At 52.4% G+C, this 15,312-nt stretch carries 18 protein-coding genes and 1 pseudogene; 11 read left to right on the forward strand and 8 right to left on the reverse strand.

From position 1 onward, the window contains the following. Positions 1–7: 7 nt before the first annotated feature. Positions 8–796 carry an SDR family oxidoreductase gene (locus AC6I9Z_RS08340; protein WP_461455156.1) on the reverse strand — a complete coding sequence of 263 codons (789 nt, stop codon included), beginning with the start codon at positions 794–796 and terminating at the stop codon, positions 8–10. Positions 797–1,090: 294 nt separating this feature from the next. On the opposite strand from AC6I9Z_RS08340, the gene AC6I9Z_RS08345 reads away from it, so the two are divergent. Continuing rightward, positions 1,091–1,621: a PadR family transcriptional regulator gene (locus AC6I9Z_RS08345; protein ID WP_461455158.1), complete on the forward strand. Its 531-nt coding sequence runs from the start codon at positions 1,091–1,093 to the stop codon at positions 1,619–1,621. 2 nt (positions 1,622–1,623) lie between these two features. On the opposite strand, the gene AC6I9Z_RS08350 is transcribed toward AC6I9Z_RS08345, so the two are convergent. Both AC6I9Z_RS08350 and AC6I9Z_RS08355 read right to left on the reverse strand, forming a co-directional pair. Continuing rightward, entirely contained in the window at positions 1,624–2,109 is a 486-nt protein-coding gene (locus AC6I9Z_RS08350; RefSeq protein WP_461455160.1) for a GNAT family N-acetyltransferase, read from the reverse strand. Positions 2,110–2,122: 13 nt separating this feature from the next. Continuing rightward, entirely contained in the window at positions 2,123–3,478 is a 1,356-nt protein-coding gene (locus AC6I9Z_RS08355) for a GntP family permease (RefSeq protein ID WP_109357512.1), read from the reverse strand. 476 nt (positions 3,479–3,954) lie between these two features. Between AC6I9Z_RS08355 and AC6I9Z_RS08360 the strand changes: the two genes are divergently transcribed. After that, positions 3,955–4,269 (forward strand): YMGG-like glycine zipper-containing protein, encoded by a 315-nt coding sequence (locus tag AC6I9Z_RS08360; RefSeq protein WP_461455162.1) that lies wholly within the window; start codon positions 3,955–3,957, stop codon positions 4,267–4,269. A gap of 100 nt (positions 4,270–4,369) precedes the next feature. Here AC6I9Z_RS08360 and AC6I9Z_RS08365 read toward each other — a convergent pair whose 3' ends face one another. Beyond that, entirely contained in the window at positions 4,370–5,116 is a 747-nt protein-coding gene (locus AC6I9Z_RS08365) for an SDR family oxidoreductase (protein WP_461455164.1), read from the reverse strand. Positions 5,117–5,158: 42 nt separating this feature from the next. Beyond that, entirely contained in the window at positions 5,159–5,590 is a 432-nt protein-coding gene (locus AC6I9Z_RS08370; protein ID WP_461455166.1) for an ester cyclase, read from the reverse strand. A gap of 121 nt (positions 5,591–5,711) precedes the next feature. Here AC6I9Z_RS08370 and AC6I9Z_RS08375 point away from each other — a divergent pair. From AC6I9Z_RS08375 to AC6I9Z_RS08395, 5 genes and pseudogenes are all read left to right on the forward strand, one after another. Beyond that, positions 5,712–5,888: pseudogene (locus AC6I9Z_RS08375) on the forward strand (helix-turn-helix domain-containing protein); the annotation flags it as partial. A 48-nt stretch (positions 5,889–5,936) separates the two neighbouring features. Further along, positions 5,937–6,644 carry a substrate binding domain-containing protein gene (locus tag AC6I9Z_RS08380; RefSeq protein ID WP_461456875.1) on the forward strand — a complete coding sequence of 236 codons (708 nt, stop codon included), beginning with the start codon at positions 5,937–5,939 and terminating at the stop codon, positions 6,642–6,644. A 148-nt stretch (positions 6,645–6,792) separates the two neighbouring features. Then, a complete protein-coding gene (locus AC6I9Z_RS08385) occupies positions 6,793–8,181 on the forward strand; it encodes an MATE family efflux transporter (RefSeq protein WP_461455168.1) in 1,389 nt (462 codons plus the stop codon). 157 nt (positions 8,182–8,338) lie between these two features. Next, on the forward strand, positions 8,339–8,512 hold the full coding sequence (locus AC6I9Z_RS08390) for an HP1242/YdcH family protein (RefSeq protein ID WP_162559112.1): 174 nt from the start codon (positions 8,339–8,341) through the stop codon (positions 8,510–8,512). A 126-nt stretch (positions 8,513–8,638) separates the two neighbouring features. Further along, positions 8,639–8,947 (forward strand): TFIIB-type zinc ribbon-containing protein, encoded by a 309-nt coding sequence (locus AC6I9Z_RS08395; RefSeq protein ID WP_461455170.1) that lies wholly within the window; start codon positions 8,639–8,641, stop codon positions 8,945–8,947. Between the two features lie 30 nt (positions 8,948–8,977). On the opposite strand, the gene AC6I9Z_RS08400 is transcribed toward AC6I9Z_RS08395, so the two are convergent. Further along, positions 8,978–9,442, reverse strand: coding sequence for a vgr related protein (locus AC6I9Z_RS08400; RefSeq protein ID WP_461455172.1), 465 nt, complete (start codon positions 9,440–9,442; stop codon positions 8,978–8,980). 12 nt (positions 9,443–9,454) lie between these two features. Continuing rightward, a complete protein-coding gene (locus tag AC6I9Z_RS08405) occupies positions 9,455–9,925 on the reverse strand; it encodes a copper chaperone PCu(A)C (protein ID WP_461455174.1) in 471 nt (156 codons plus the stop codon). Positions 9,926–10,137: 212 nt separating this feature from the next. Between AC6I9Z_RS08405 and dnaK the strand changes: the two genes are divergently transcribed. Next, a complete protein-coding gene (gene dnaK / locus AC6I9Z_RS08410; RefSeq protein ID WP_461455176.1) occupies positions 10,138–12,084 on the forward strand; it encodes a molecular chaperone DnaK in 1,947 nt (648 codons plus the stop codon). A gap of 127 nt (positions 12,085–12,211) precedes the next feature. Beyond that, positions 12,212–13,363, forward strand: coding sequence for a molecular chaperone DnaJ (dnaJ, locus tag AC6I9Z_RS08415; RefSeq protein ID WP_109357500.1), 1,152 nt, complete (start codon positions 12,212–12,214; stop codon positions 13,361–13,363). 298 nt (positions 13,364–13,661) lie between these two features. Here the strand turns inward: dnaJ and AC6I9Z_RS08420 are convergent, their stop codons facing one another. Further along, positions 13,662–13,820, reverse strand: a complete 159-nt coding sequence (locus tag AC6I9Z_RS08420) for a hypothetical protein (RefSeq protein ID WP_461455178.1) — start codon at positions 13,818–13,820, stop codon at positions 13,662–13,664. A gap of 342 nt (positions 13,821–14,162) precedes the next feature. Here AC6I9Z_RS08420 and AC6I9Z_RS08425 point away from each other — a divergent pair, with 342 nt between their 5' ends. Continuing rightward, the gene (locus tag AC6I9Z_RS08425; protein ID WP_461455180.1) at positions 14,163–14,678 is read left to right on the forward strand and encodes a sigma factor-like helix-turn-helix DNA-binding protein; all 516 of its coding nucleotides are present in this window, start codon (positions 14,163–14,165) and stop codon (positions 14,676–14,678) included. A gap of 65 nt (positions 14,679–14,743) precedes the next feature. Then, the gene (locus AC6I9Z_RS08430) at positions 14,744–15,082 is read left to right on the forward strand and encodes a hypothetical protein (RefSeq protein ID WP_461455182.1); all 339 of its coding nucleotides are present in this window, start codon (positions 14,744–14,746) and stop codon (positions 15,080–15,082) included. The last annotated feature ends 230 nt before the right edge of the window (positions 15,083–15,312 follow it).

The raw sequence follows: 15,312 nt of genomic DNA on the forward strand, positions 1-15,312 counted from the left end.
CGCTGGATCAGAAAATGGAATTGCCCATACCGCCGTCGATGGTCAGGCTTTGCCCCGTTACATAGCCTGCCATTTCGCTGCAGAATAGCGCCACAAAAGCCCCCATGTCTTCGGCATCGCCAAAGCGACCGACCGGGATGCGGACCTGTTTGACGAATTGGGCGACTTCTTCGTCATAGCTGGTTCCATTGGCTTCGGCCTGGCTTTCGAACATGTCCCTGATCCCGTCCGTATGGTGCATGCCTGGCAGGATTGTGTTGATCATGACACCATGTTTGGCGACCTGCTTCGCAACCGCCACGCTATAGTTGACCAGCGCGGATCGCGGCGGTCCTGAAAGAACGCGCATGGCAGCGGGATATTTTGCGGCGCCGGTTGCGATGTTGACAATGCGTCCCCATTTGCGTTCGATCATGCCATCAATTACGGCCTTGATGAAGTCCACCGGGCTCAGCAATGTGAGCGACAATGCCTTCTCCCAATCCTCACGATCCACTGTGCGAAAGTCTCCTGTGAACGGCGGGGGAGAGCAGGTGGCCACCAGAATGTCGGGGTCGGGACAGATATTGAGAATCTTTTCTCGCCCTTCATCGCTGCTGTGATCCGCGACAATCGGGGTTATATTGGCACCGGTCTCTTTTGTCATTTGCTCGCAGCTTTTGAATAATCTCTCTTCCCCGCGGGCCGTTACGAACAGTTCAGTCTTTTCCCGAGCCAATGCCAATGCTGCACCGCGCCCCAATCCGGCGCTGCCGCCGTTGACCAGAGCCACTTTTCCTGAAATGCCCAAATCCATATCAACATCCTTTCGTATCGCCCGATCGTTTAGGCCTTTTGCATCTGATGGTAACAGCCAGCGGGCCCGATGCCGACTAGCCAATATGGGATAAATGATGGCGCAAAGGTCGCGTTATAGAAATTCACCCATTCAAATCAGGGCCTTGTAAGATTTTCATCCGTCATCTCTTGCATAAAGATTATAAAGATATATCTTAGAAACAGCTTAGATATAAAAGAAGGACATATCATGCGATATTCAAACTATAGTGATTGCGGACCGGGTTCTCGGCGGGGTAAGCGCTGGGGGGCTATGAATGGACAGAAATTTGCTCGTGCCTTTGCTGCTGCCGCTTTTGAAGGAGCGAAAGCCAAACGCCGTGCGCGGGTTTTTCAGCGTGGAGAGCTGCGGCTGGTATTGTTGCACCTGATTTCACAGGAACCGCGCCATGGCTATGACCTGATCCAGCAAATTGAAGAGCTGACCGGCGGTCACTATGCACCGAGCCCCGGTATTGTTTATCCCACTCTAACGCTGATGGCCGAAATGGACCTTATTGACGAGAAAGTCGATGATGGTGGCAAGAAAATCTACTCGATCACCGATGCGGGAACCGCGTTACTGGCCGAGGAAGAAAAGCATATTGCAGATGTTCTTTCCCGGCTAGAGGGCATTGCGCAGATGGATCAGGCCGCTGATGGTGCATCTATCCGCCGCGCTATGAGCAATATGAAAAGCGCTATCCGCATCCGTCTTGCCGATGAGGAAAAGGGGTCTGAGAAGATTCTCGACGTCGCAGCGATAATTGACGAGGCGGCGAGCAAGATCGAACGGCTCAAATAAGACTAAAGCTCCAGCACCATCTGCACATTGCAGCGGGCATAGGGAGTTGGCCACAAATCATCACCAGACAAATGCTGAAAGCCGCACCGCTCATAAAGGCGGATCGCGGCTTTCAGATCATTATTGGTCTCCAACCAGATGGCATCGGCTGCCATTGACCGGCCTTCGGCAATCAGCGCTTCCAGCACCGCCCGACCAATGCCTTGCCCGCGCAAATCTTTCCGGGCCGCCATTTTTACGATTTCCATCCATTTTCGGCCATCTTGCGGCTCATGATGTGGTGGTAAAATCGCGCCGGTACCGACCACTTGTCCGTCGAGTTCTGCAACAATGATCTGCCCACCTGGCGCAAGGATGGTGGTCTCCAGATTTTCCAACTGGTCGCGGTCGCTCTGCTCCAGCGTGAAGGATTCCTCAATCCAGTCGAGATTCAAGGCAATATAGGCCTGCTTATCTGCAGCAGTATATCGGCGGGTTGTTAAGGTCATGATCTCCCTGACATCAGAACATCGTGAACAGCGCCACTGCCATGATCGTCCCGATCACCGGTATCACCACGGTGAGCGCGCCAACCGCTCCATAGGCATCCTTGTGCGTCTCGCCGCACACCGCCCGGATAGTGGTCACGACATAACCGTTATGCGGCAGGCTATCGAGCGCGCCGGAGGAAATGGCGACCACCCGGTGCAGCTCATCCGGTTGTGCGCCGACGTCGAGATAATGTGGTGCGATCAAGGGCAGGGCGATTGTCTGGCCGCCCGAGGCCGAGCCAGTCAGGCCTGCGATTACCGTGACGGCAATGGCGGCACCGATCAACGGGCTGCCGGGGATATTCTGGACCATTATCAGTGCTTCCTGAAAAGCGGGTGACAGTTTTGCTACCGCGCCAAAACCGACGACTGCACAGGTATTGGTAATCGCGACCACTGCGCTCGTCGCACCGCGCGAAAAGGCTTCCGGCATCGCTTTAAGCTTACGATAGCCGACGGCCAGAGCAACAATGGCACCGGAACCAAGAGCTGCCACCAGCGCCCATTTGTCGAGCGAGTTTTGCGGCAAGATGGCCGAAAGCGGGCCCATATCTTGCGGATATTGGAAGATCAGGAAGATGCCGAGCACGGCAACCAAGGGCAGCAGACACAAAAGCGGGCCGGGCAGGGCGCCATAGTCGGTATTCGTATCATCCGTCTCGCGGCCTACAAATGTTTCGCCTCTGGCGACCGCGCGCTTCACCATCCAGTTGAGCCAGAAATGGCCGGAAATCGCCATGAAGACCGCGACGACCAGGCTGACTTCCCAGCCAGCATAAGCAGTGGTGCCCAGAAACTCCATCGGGATCAGGTTCTGGATTTCCGGGCTTCCCGCCGTGGTCATCGTGAAGGTGACGGACCCGAACGCCAGAGCAGCGGGAATGAACCGCCGCGGCAAATTGGCTTCACGAAACAGGTGCACCGCCAGCGAATAGACCGAAAAAGCAACGATAAAGACGCTGACCCCGCCATAGGTCAGAACCGCACAGGCGGCGACCACCGCGAGTACGGCGTGTTTGATACCGATTTTTTCGATGATCCAGTGGGCGACGCTGGCAGCAGCACCCGATGCGCCCATTATCTCACCAAATATCGCGCCCAGCAGGAACATGAAAAACCAACTTTTGAAGAAGCTGACAAAGCCATCCATATAGGCGGTCGCGAAATCCGGCGCGCCCTCTGCGGCTAAGGGCGGCAACCATGCCAGCCCGCTGGTCATCGCAACAATCGCGGCGGCAATCGGCCCGGCGATCAATATGTTTACGCCTTTCACCGTCATATAGATGAGCAGCGCGAGGCCCCCGATTAATCCGATTGCTGATAGCATTATGCCGATCCCCTTTATCCTCCTCGCCTATTGGCAGAGGAAAGGAAGCGGCGGCAAGGATCAATTTGGATGAGGATCATTTTTAATAGGCTTCCCGAATTACCGCCTGGATCGGTTCAGGAGAACCTGGCTTCCAGCGAAGTTTACAATCTTTACACAGTCCTTTTGGGCCATTGCCACAACACTTCTGGCGTTGTTCCGAAGGTCAAAGTTCACACAAGTCTCACAGGCCTGGATATTGACGAACACAGCAAGACTGAGGGGTGATACGGGCATATTCAAAGCTTGGAAGAAGTCATCGAGTGCTGCTGCCCGGCAATATCACAGCCAAGCTCTTGTAGGAAAGGCCGGATCGGTCCGTCGGATCCATTTGTGTTCGTCATCGCAACATCAATTCCACTCGTCCGAAAAATTGGGAATGTTCAGGAAGCAGATCAACATTTGCAGGTTAAACTGGCACTATATGGGGGCAGAAAATGTCAGGAGTTTTGGCGATGCGACTATTTGCGAAAAAATTATCATTCTTATCGGTCACGGCGATATCGGCCCTGTCCCTGTCTGCCTGTGCCGGCAACTATGCAGGTGAAGGCGCCGCGGCAGGCGCCGCAACCGGAGCCATTATCGGCGCGGTAACCGGCGATACCGATGATGCCCTGAAAGGCGCAGCCATTGGAGCCGCCGCCGGAGCTGCCGCTGGCTATTTCATCGACAAGAATGATCGCTGCGACGGCTATAATGACGATGGCGAATTGGATGACGATTGCCGCGGCGAGCCGGGCTATCCTGATTAGGGGTAGCTGCGGGCAGGTTACGACGTGGTTTGATGTCTGCTTTGAGCGCAAAAGCGGACGTCAAAATTCAAGTGCTAATGTACTGGGTGTCTGCAATCGTCTATATGGACGCGCCGCCGTTTACGAGGATTTGTTGTCCTGACACCCAACGCGCATCATCGCTGGCTAGAAAGCTGATAACGCCTGAAATATCATCTGGCGTTCCGAGACGATTGAACGGTGAGGATGCAGCCGCCTCCGAACGCAATTCTTCTGGCGCCCATTCAAACATGCCTGGCACGGTGGGCCCAGGCGAAACGGTGTTTACTGTAATATCTCGCGAACCAATTTCCTTGGCCAGAACCTCCGTGTAGGTTTTAACAGCCGCCTTGCTTGCCGTATAAACCGCCAGATTGGCCGTCGGAAAATATGTAGTACTGGATGACATATTGATTATGCGCCCGCCATCGCTCAACAAATTGGCAGCTTCACTGAGCGCAAAGAACGTGCCTTTGGTATTCGTGGCAAAAACTCGGTCGAAGATTTCCTCATCTGTTTCAGACATAGGCACGCCTTGTGCCGGCACCCCGGCGTTGTTTATAAACGCATCCAGTCTTTGGCTGATTTTCTTGATGGTCGCGAACATGGCCCTGATTTCTTCAACTGAAGACAAGTCTGCCTGAACTGCATAAGCAGCCCTCCCGAGGCTTTGAATTTCACTAACAACGGCTTGAGCTGTGCTTTCATTTGTATTGTAATGGACCACGAGATCATAACCATCTTCAGCGAGTCTCAGTGCGATTTGTCTGCCGATACCTCCACTGGCACCAGTTACTAGAGCGACTTTCGTTGCTTCTGAGTTTTCCATCGTTCTTCTCCTGTATTTTCAAAAAATCTCGGCGTTGTCAGTTTAAACCTCCAACAGACCAAGCTGCTTCAGCATCGCCATGTCATCGGTCAGCCCCCAACGTTCGATCAGTTTGCCATCTTGAACCCGGTAGAGATGGAACACCTGGAATTTGACGCGCTTGCCTGTCGCCGGTGCGCCTATAGGTAAAGCGCCCTCGTTTGTGCCGCTGATCGTGTCACGAGCCATCACCAGATCGCCTTCTGCAATGATGTTGTGATAGTTAGCCCGGATATCGGGAAAGGCTTCAAAGAACTTTGAATAGAGTTCCTCAAAAACAGCAGGGCCCCTTTTCGCTTCAAGCGGAAAGACTTCCTGATGGTTCACAAAATCAGGATGGAGAACATCTGGCAATATGCTCAGTTCCCGATTGTTGAATGCATCGTCAATCAAGCGGCGAAGCAGTGCTTTGTTTTCTTTAGCTAAGGTGGTCATGATCTTGTCTCCATTTCTCAGGCCAGACAACTTGTCTGGCGATGGATGCAAATTATCTATTCTACAGTGTGGATAAATATGTTATTTAGAAATTCATTATTCATATGAGTGTATAATAAATATGGATCGATTTAGAGCACTTGAAGTGTTTTGCCGAATTGTAGATGCAGGGTCTTTTTCCAAGGCGGGCCTGGATCTCGGTGTACCGCCTGCGACTGTTTCGAAAATGATAAAGGATTTGGAGACTGGATTAGGCGTGCGTTTGCTGGAGCGGACCACCCGGCGGGTGTCGGTCACTGATGAGGGCCGGGCATATTATGTCCGGGCCACTGACATTCTCCAAAATTTGGCAGAGGCGGATGACGAGATCAGAGCAAATAATGCAGAATTGCAAGGGCGCGTTCGGATAGCCGCCCCACGGCATCTTGCAAGCGCAATACTTGTCCCAGCTATTCATGATTTTGTTGAGGAGCACCCGAATCTCGAAATTGAATTTGTTCTGGCCGATCGGCGTGTCGATATGATCGAGGATGGAATAGATATTGCGATGAGAATTGGGCCCTTAACCGATAGTAGTCACATGGTTCGCAAGCTGGGAGAATTTCCAAGGGTTACATGCGCTTCTCCCAAATTTCTCGAAACTGTTACGCTGGGAGCCGATCCGACCGAACTCAAAGAACTGGATAACCTTGCTTATCATTTTCCAGGTGCGATGACCGGTTATCCGTGGGAATTTTCAAAAGATGAGAAAAATCTCAGCTTTGTTCCTTCAGGCCGGGTTATTTTTGATGATCTTGACGCATATGTAGATGCAGCCTGTGAGGGGCTGGGCGTTATTCAAGTGCTCTGGTTCCAAGCCAAGAGATCGCTGGATCATTCCCGCTTGATTCCTTTGTTCGCCGATTGGAGTGGCGCCACCGTTCCTGTATGGGCACTGGTATCTGAGCGTCGCCATATTCCAAAACGCACCAGAGGGGTATTGGACTGGCTCAGATTGATCATCTCAGATGCAGAAGCCAAAGCAAAGAACGATGTCGCTACGTGGCAAACCTAATGTTCGCTTTCGGGATAGTGTCGACACAATGTCAGCAGATGATGAAGACCATCATAGCTTTGCATCAATTCCCGGCACCGATGTTCCCGCACCTATTTCTTGCAGAGTTTCGCTAGCGCCTCCCGCTTTGCTCGGCTAACGGGCTTTTATGGTTAGTGCAGCGCAGTCTTTTTCAGCACCAAATCCGTGGCGTCATGAGGCGAGCACGACGCTGAAACTCGCCTGGCCGCTTATCCTGTCCAACCTGACCATGGCGCTTATTGGCGCCACAGATGTCTTGATGATCGGCTGGCTCGGTGCGCGTGAACTGGCGGCGGCGACGCTGGGTTTTAACCTGGCCATGAGCTGCGCGATTTTCTGCATGGGTTTGGTGACCGCCTCGGCGCCGATGATGGCCAGCGAAATTGGTCGCATGAGCCATAGTGTGCGCGATGTGCGCCGGACATTCCGGCAGGCGATCTGGACCGCTGTCACTGTTATCATACCCTTCTGGATATTGCTTTGGAACACCGAGAGCATATTGGTATATTTCGGTCAGCAGCCCGATCTGGCGCACAATGCCGGTTTATATATTTCAGCCTATATGTGGTCGATACTACCGTTTCTGGGCTTCATCATCCTGAGGAACTTCGTTTCGGCGCTGGAGCAACCGGTTTGGGCGTTGATCATCAGCGTGATCGCGGTTCTCGCCAACGCCCTGTTCAATTACGCCCTGATATTCGGAAAATTTGGTGTTCCCGCTTTTGGTGTGATCGGGGCCGGTATTGGCAGCGTGATGACGAACCTGTTGATGTTCGGCGGCATGGCTCTGGTGGTTATTCTCCACAAACGCTTTCGCCGCTATCATTTGTTCGGGCGATTCTGGGCCGCGGATTGGCAGCGCTATCGCGCGCTGTGGAAATTGGGCTTGCCGATCGGTGTAACCATGGGATTGGAAGGGTCGGTATTTGGCTTGGCCGCCTTGCTGATGGGATTGATAAACGCGGAGTCCGTCGCGGCCCACGCCATCGCTCTGCAGCTTGCGTCACTGACCTTCATGGTGCCGATGGGACTGGGACAGGCGGCCACGGTGCGTGTGGGCATCCAATATGGCCGCCGCGATCACGCCGGGATTACGCGCGCGGGTTGGGTTAGTTTTGTGCTGGGGACATCGTTCATGGCGGCGATGGCTCTGGTCTTTGTGCTTGCGCCGAATTTCCTGATTTCAATTTTCATCGATGCCAGTGCTCCCGGCAATGAAAAGGTCGCAGCGCTGGCTGTCAGTTTTCTGGCGATTGCGGCGATCTTCCAGATTGTCGATGGGGCGCAGGTGGTCGGGGCAGGGATGTTGCGCGGGCTTCATGACACGACTGTACCGATGGTCTTTGCGCTGATGGGCTATTGGTTCATCGGTATCGGGGTCGGCGCTGGACTTGCCTTCTGGCAGGGCTGGGAAGGCATTGGCGTCTGGACCGGGCTTGCCAGTGGCTTGGGTATTGTTGCCGTGCTGATGCTGGCACGCTGGATGATGCGAGAGCGGATCGGGTTGCTTCCATAAATCTGATGGTCGAGCCCGCTCGCATGGGCGGTTCGTATCTCCGTCAAATTTCTTCCATAGTAAAAAACTATGAATGGTGCGCAATCGTTTCGATTGGATCAATTGGCCTATCCTTGGCACATATTGTTCAAGCAGTTTAACCCCCAGGAGGTCGCCCATGAAAAACTACGTTAATGAACTAGTAAAACGCCACCGCCGGCTTAACCGCTTGATCGACAATTGCCGCGCCGCTGGCCGGCAACAGGAAATGCAGCAGCTGAAGCGCATTCGCCTGAAGATCAAGGACAAGATCGCCGCTGCAAAGCGCGAACTGGATCCTGTTACAACCTAACAGGCCAGATGGTTGGGCGGCATGCCCCGTGTTTCACTCCCCGGTCCCCACCGGAAACCTATGCATGCCGCCCGCCATGAATTTCTCCAAGTTTCCGTCGCTCCCAAACCCAATGCAGGAAATGTTATGAACTCTCACTCGCCCAATGGGTCTCCCGCCCGGCAAACAGGGCCAGCCATGCCCTGTCCGGTTTGTCATGTCAGTCTAACGATCAGTGAAAGGCAAGGGGTGGAAATAGATTTCTGCCCTCAATGCCGCGGCGTGTGGCTCGACCGCGGCGAAATCGATAAGATTATCGAAAGGTCACGGCCTGCTGAAATGCCGCGACATCAGCAGACGTACCGGCCCGATCGCACGATTTACAGCGACAGCTATGACCACCGGAAATATAAGAAGAAGCGCCGGAAGTCTTTTCTGGAAGACTTGTTTGACTAAAGCATCGCGTCAACGGTTAAACATATCCGATCAAAACGGAACCAATCCAATAAACTGTTCAGGCTGGAAGCCGTTTTTTAGTCGCGCGCCTTGTTTTAGCAGAAAATCATGCCGGACGATTTCGGCCTGTTGCTCTATGCCGTAATCTGCGAAGGCCTTTCCGGGAATCAGCCTGTAATCATAGCGGCAGAACGGGTGCCGCGCGATCGGTAGAAATACCCCCTGCTGATGTTGCCACACATGTACCATTTCATGAATGAAAAGCCCCTGCAGGTTGAGGTCGGTTTGAGCATAGTCATCCCGGAACAAGCCGCCTTTGGGATGGAACCAGAGATTCCCGTCCGGTGCCATTGTGACGCGCCTTGGCTGAAAGGGCCACCATTTGCGATTGAATATTTGAACGGTGCGATAGTCGATTGCGTCAGCGAAAACCGATCGGCACAAATTGATCTCCGCTTCGGTAAGCTGGCGTCCTGATCTGGCCGCGGATGTCACTTACACTATCACTTATTCTGTACTGTCCGCTTTTTCGTCATCGGCTGCTGCTGCGCCTGCTTTCTTGATCGCGGCATCGACCTGGATACGGTCATCGTTTGAGAATATGAAGATCATTCTGAGCGAACCCTGCGCGACAGAACCGCCGCCAATACCCCATATCATAAGATGCTTTCCGCCGGGTTCAAACTTCACGGTTCCTCCCGCAGGGACCGGCACCTTGCCCAGTGTTTTCATCATTGCCATGCCGTTTTCTTCAACGGTTTCATGCATTTCCATGCGCATCACGTCATCCGCGGTCACGCTGACCAGCGAAACATCCTCCGGTCCGCCTTTAATCGTGGCATAGCCAGCCGAAGGATTGCCCTCCACCGGTGACAGGTTGACCACTACATCCTTCACAAGCAGGACATCGCCCTGTCCACAGGAAGTCAAAAAAACCGCAGCAAGGCCAGCAAAAAATATCGAAAGATGTTTTGTCATGATTGGCTGAAAACTCCAGAATTTGGGCTCGAAAACAATGTTTATACCTATGTATGGTCTCGGCATCCCGATGCCAAGACTTGTGCGCAAGAAAATGCCTCCTATATCCCAATTCGAAGCCGTAACGGTGCCAAACGAAAAGGGCCGGGCGGTTATTTTGCCCCACTACGGGAAATGAACAGAAAATATTTTGAAATTGAATTGAGGGAAAAATGGCTAAAGTTATCGGTATTGATCTAGGCACCACCAACAGCTGTGTTGCCGTTATGGACGGCGGTAAGCCGAAGGTTATTGAAAATGCAGAGGGCGCGCGCACCACGCCGTCCGTTGTGGCTTTCACGAAAGACGGTGAGCGCCTGATCGGACAGCCGGCTAAGCGTCAGGCTGTGACCAATCCGGAAAGCACCATCTTTGCAGTCAAGCGCCTGATCGGCCGCCGGTTTGATGATCCGATGACCAAGAAAGACACGGAATTGGTGCCTTATGAAATCGTCAAAGGCTCTAATGGTGATGCATGGGTGAAAGCAGGCGGCGAAGATTATTCCCCAGCCCAGATTTCCGCTTTCACATTGCAAAAGATGAAAGAAACTGCCGAGAGCTATCTTGGTGAGACGGTTACACAGGCCGTTATCACGGTTCCCGCTTATTTTAATGATGCTCAGCGTCAGGCAACAAAGGATGCCGGTAAAATTGCCGGTCTTGAAGTCCTGCGGATCATCAACGAGCCAACCGCTGCCGCCTTGGCTTATGGACTTGAGAAAAATGACGGTAAAACCATCGCGGTCTATGACCTTGGCGGCGGTACGTTCGATATTTCGATCCTCGAAATCGGTGACGGCGTCTTTGAAGTGAAATCAACCAACGGTGATACGTTCCTCGGCGGCGAAGATTTTGACGCCAAGTTGGTCGAATTTCTTGCCGATGATTTCAAAAAGGCAGAAAGCATTGACCTGACGAAGGACAAGCTGGCCCTGCAACGTTTGAAGGAAGCAGCAGAAAAAGCGAAGATTGAACTGTCTTCCGCGCAGACCACAGAGGTCAACCTGCCTTTCATCACTGCCGACCAAAATGGTCCGAAGCATCTGGTGAAATCGATCACCCGCTCTGATCTTGAAAAGCTGGTTGGCGATTTGATCAAGCGGACGCTCGATCCTTGCAAGAAGGCATTGAAAGACGCTGGCATCAGCGCATCAGAAATTGACGATGTTGTGATGGTCGGCGGTATGACCCGTATGCCTAAGGTGCGCGAAACCGTGCAGGAATTTTTCGGTAAAGAACCGCATACCGGTGTGAACCCGGATGAGGTTGTAGCCATGGGCGCCGCCATTCAGGCCGGCGTTCTGCAGGGCGATGTCAAAGACGTGCTTCTGCTCGACGTGACGCCTTTGTCATTGGGTATCGAAACCCTTGGCGGTGTCTTCACGCGCATGATTGATCGCAACACGACCATCCCGACGAAGAAATCGCAGGTGTATTCGACTGCTGACGACAATCAGCAGGCTGTGACCATCCGCGTATTCCAGGGTGAACGCGAAATGGCTGCAGATAATAAAATGCTCGGCAATTTCGATCTGGTTGGCATTCCACCAGCACCGCGCGGTGTACCGCAGATTGACGTGACGTTTGACATTGATGCCAACGGTATCGTGAACGTTTCCGCCAAGGATAAGGGCACCGGCAAAGAACAGCAGATCAAGATCCAGGCTTCTGGCGGTCTGACCGATACTGATATCGATCAGATGGTTGAAGATGCCGAGAAATTTGCTGAAGAAGACAAGAAGCGGCGGGAAGAGGCGGAAGCCAAGAACAACGCGGAAAGCCTTGTCCACACGACCGAGAAGCAATTGTCCGAACATGGTGACAAGATTGATGCCGATCTGAAAGGTCAGATCGAAGAAGCGGTCAAGGAAACCAAGGAAGCCATTGAAAGCGGTGATCCGGAAGCAATGAAGACCAAGTCAGAAGCACTGGCACAAGTTTCCATGCAAATGGGCCAGAAAATCTATGAAGCCGAGCAGGCGGCTGGCGGAGATGCTGCTGATGCAGCAGCGGCAGATGCAGCTGCCAAGGCAGATGATGATGTCGTCGATGCGGAATTCTCCGAAGTTGATGATAGCGACGACGCGGACTCTGACAAAAAAGAAAAAGCGGCTGAGTAATGCGACATATGGTGTATTCCCGCGCAGGCGGGAATCTCCTCTGGCAAGCGCCATTGGTTGAGGAGGCCCCCGCCTGCGCGGGGGCACAGCTTTTGAGTATATGTAAAGCTTCGGGGGAAGCAGAGTAATGGCAACCGAAATGGATTATTATGAGCAGCTTCAGGTCGATCGCGGCTGCGATGGCGCGACGCTGAAATCATCTTATCGCAAACTGGCGATGAAATATCACCCCGACAAAAATCCGGGTGATGCCGCAGCAGAGGCGAAATTCAAATCCATCAGCGAAGCTTATGACGTCCTGAAGGACCCCCAAAAGCGAGCGGCTTATGACCAATATGGCCACGCGGCTTTTACCAATGGCGGCGGCAATAATGCTGGCGGTGGCGGTTTTGGTGGAGCCGCTTTCAATGATATTGGCGATATTTTCGAAACAATTTTCGGTGGCGGTGCTGGCGGCGGCTTTGGCGGACAGCAGCAACAGCGCGGTCCGGCACGTGGTGCAGATTTGCGCTATGATATGGAAATTTCGCTGGAAGACGCATTCCATGGCAAGCAAACAGAGATTGAAATAGATGTATCAGTCGGTTGTGATGAATGTGATGGATCAGGTGCGGAGCCCGGAACTGGTGTCAAAACTTGCCCAACCTGCCACGGCCATGGGAAAGTAAGAGCACAACAAGGCTTTTTCGTCGTAGAACGTACCTGTGCAAGCTGCCAGGGACGCGGCGAGGTGATCGAGAGCCCATGCCATGTCTGTTATGGCGAGGGCCGGGTCGATAAGCCGCAGGCCCTGGAAGTAGAAATCCCGGCTGGTGTTGATAGCGGTACCCGTATTCGGTTGTCCGGCAAAGGTGAGGCGGGTGCTCGAGGTGCCCCTCCTGGTGATCTCTATATTTTCATTCATCTGGCACGCCATGATATTTTTGAGCGCGAAGGCACGACGCTGTTTACGCGCGCGCCGATCAGTTTCTCGGTAGCAGCTCTCGGCGGGGAGATTGTGATCCCGGGCCTTGATGGTACCAAACATGAAATCCGTATCCCTGCGGGCATACAGTCCGGTAAGCAAATCAGACAACGTGGTGCGGGCATGCCTGTTCTACGTGGCCGCGGTCATGGTGATATGGTTGTGCAGATAGAGGTGGAGACGCCAACCAAGCTGTCGGCGCGACAAAAAGAGCTGCTGCGTGAATTTCAGGAAACCGAAACGGGCGACGAAAGTCCAAATAGCAGCGGTTTCTTTTCAAAAATCAAGGAGGCCTGGGACGGCCTTGCCGACTAGGCACAGCTGCTGTAATCAAATCGCTGGCAATATTGACCACGCGATGAGCAGGATATCAACATTTTGGAGATTGAAAAAGGGGCGATCCAGTAAGGACCAGCAAACAAAAATCGCCCCTTTCCAATTCGTGTTAAAGCAACCGCTCATTGTGGGGATGATTAATGCGGCGCCCAACAAGTTTTAGGCAGCTGAAAGTGCCTGAATAAGTTAACGGCACTTTCAAATCCCGATTAACAGTCATCGCAACTTTTTAGTTTTTGATATTGTTCAGTGGCTGAATGAAGCAGAGAAGATGGGATTACGTCTGTTTTAGACAATCAATCGCTTCGGCAATTTTTATAGCGGGCACTGTAAGTTCCATGGCGTCAAACTCGGCTAATATCTGCTCCAGCAGGGTTACGATTTCGGTCGTTTGAGATGCGTCATCTTCGAAATTTATGTGTTCTGAACTGCTCATCACATATCATCCCCTGCTTTGAAGGCCCCATGAAATATCCCGAAATCAAAGGCTCATTGCTCGCCGGCAACTTGATAGCGGTTTAAACATGAACGTAGACTGTCAAAAAATTTGACCCCTAGGAACAATATTTCATAATGTTATCAAACTGTAACGCTGGCATTTACTTTCTGCATCATTGATATCTGTTCCAGAGTATTTTCCTTCACTGACCTTCTCTTTGGAGCAATTTGCTTTTGGTTGAAGCTAATGGCGGGTTTGTCGAAATTATATATAGTCTTTTAGCCAGTTGCCTATCTTCGAATGTGAAACTATATTCGCCTTAGTTCGTGGGGGTAACCAGTGGACCAGTTTGAAATCGAAGCCGAGCGTGTTGCAAGACTGACTGAGAAGCAGCGTGAATGTCTGCACCTTGTTGTCTTACGAAAATCATCAAAAGAAATCGCCCGGATCTTGAACATATCCAAACCAGCTGTGGATCAGCGGCTGGATAGCGCCCGACGGACGCTGGACGTGGCAACGCGTGATCAAGCCGCAATCGTCTTTGCACGGGCCGCTGGCGACTATGATCGGATCATATATGATCCGGCCTATCTTCCATCCGAACCCGATCTGGCTGCAAAAGCAAGTCAGGGCGAACAAGCAGAGTCGTTCATGTTGGAAGAAGCAGCCGTACCATACGACTTTAACTCCACCCATGAATCGAACCTTTGGTTGCAAGCCCTGAAGGAACCGAGCGGCGATCTTGGAACCGTTCAAAGACTGGCCATCATTGTGGGCATGACTGTCGGCATTTTGGCAATTGTCTTGATCGGACTAGCCGTCTCTCAGTCTCTTTCAGGTCTGCTGGCCGCGTAAGCATACACCAGACCTAACCTGAAATTTAATTTTTTGGAATTCGCGCTTCGCGGAAAGGGAATGTTATGTCTTACGAAATCAAAAAAGCCAAAGACCAAATCGGCCAGGATATGCCGCACACCGAGTATAGTATTGATCAGGCACTGGTCTCTGTTTCAGACCTTATGTCGACATTAGTTAAAGCCCGCTTGAGCACAGGTGTTCCTGCTTCCACCGGTCAAGCTGCCATTCTGCGCCTTGCCAAAGCACAAATGGCTCTTGTGGATGCAAGCAACGATGTTCTGCGTGTTCATGGCGAATTGAAAAAAATTGGAAAAGAATATGCTGGTTTGGATATGCATGAATGTCCGCCTGCTGCACAGACATCGATAGATGAATCCTCTCATCTTTCTGTGGTTTCTTGATTGATCAGAGGGTTGACTGAAATGTCTCCACGTGTTCCGATCAGACAATGCGAGTTGTCCTTTTTTTCCTCCTTTTCGGTGCGGTCATTATCTATTCTCTGTACCGAGGAGGAGGGCCGGAGCGAGCTACGGCATTGGCTTGTATTTTCATGGCTGTGTCGGATCCTTTTGTGCACATGTTCACTCCTGCTGAGTACACGGCAATGGATCCGGGGCACCTCATCATTGAT

Source organism: Parasphingorhabdus sp. (assembly GCF_059726685.1).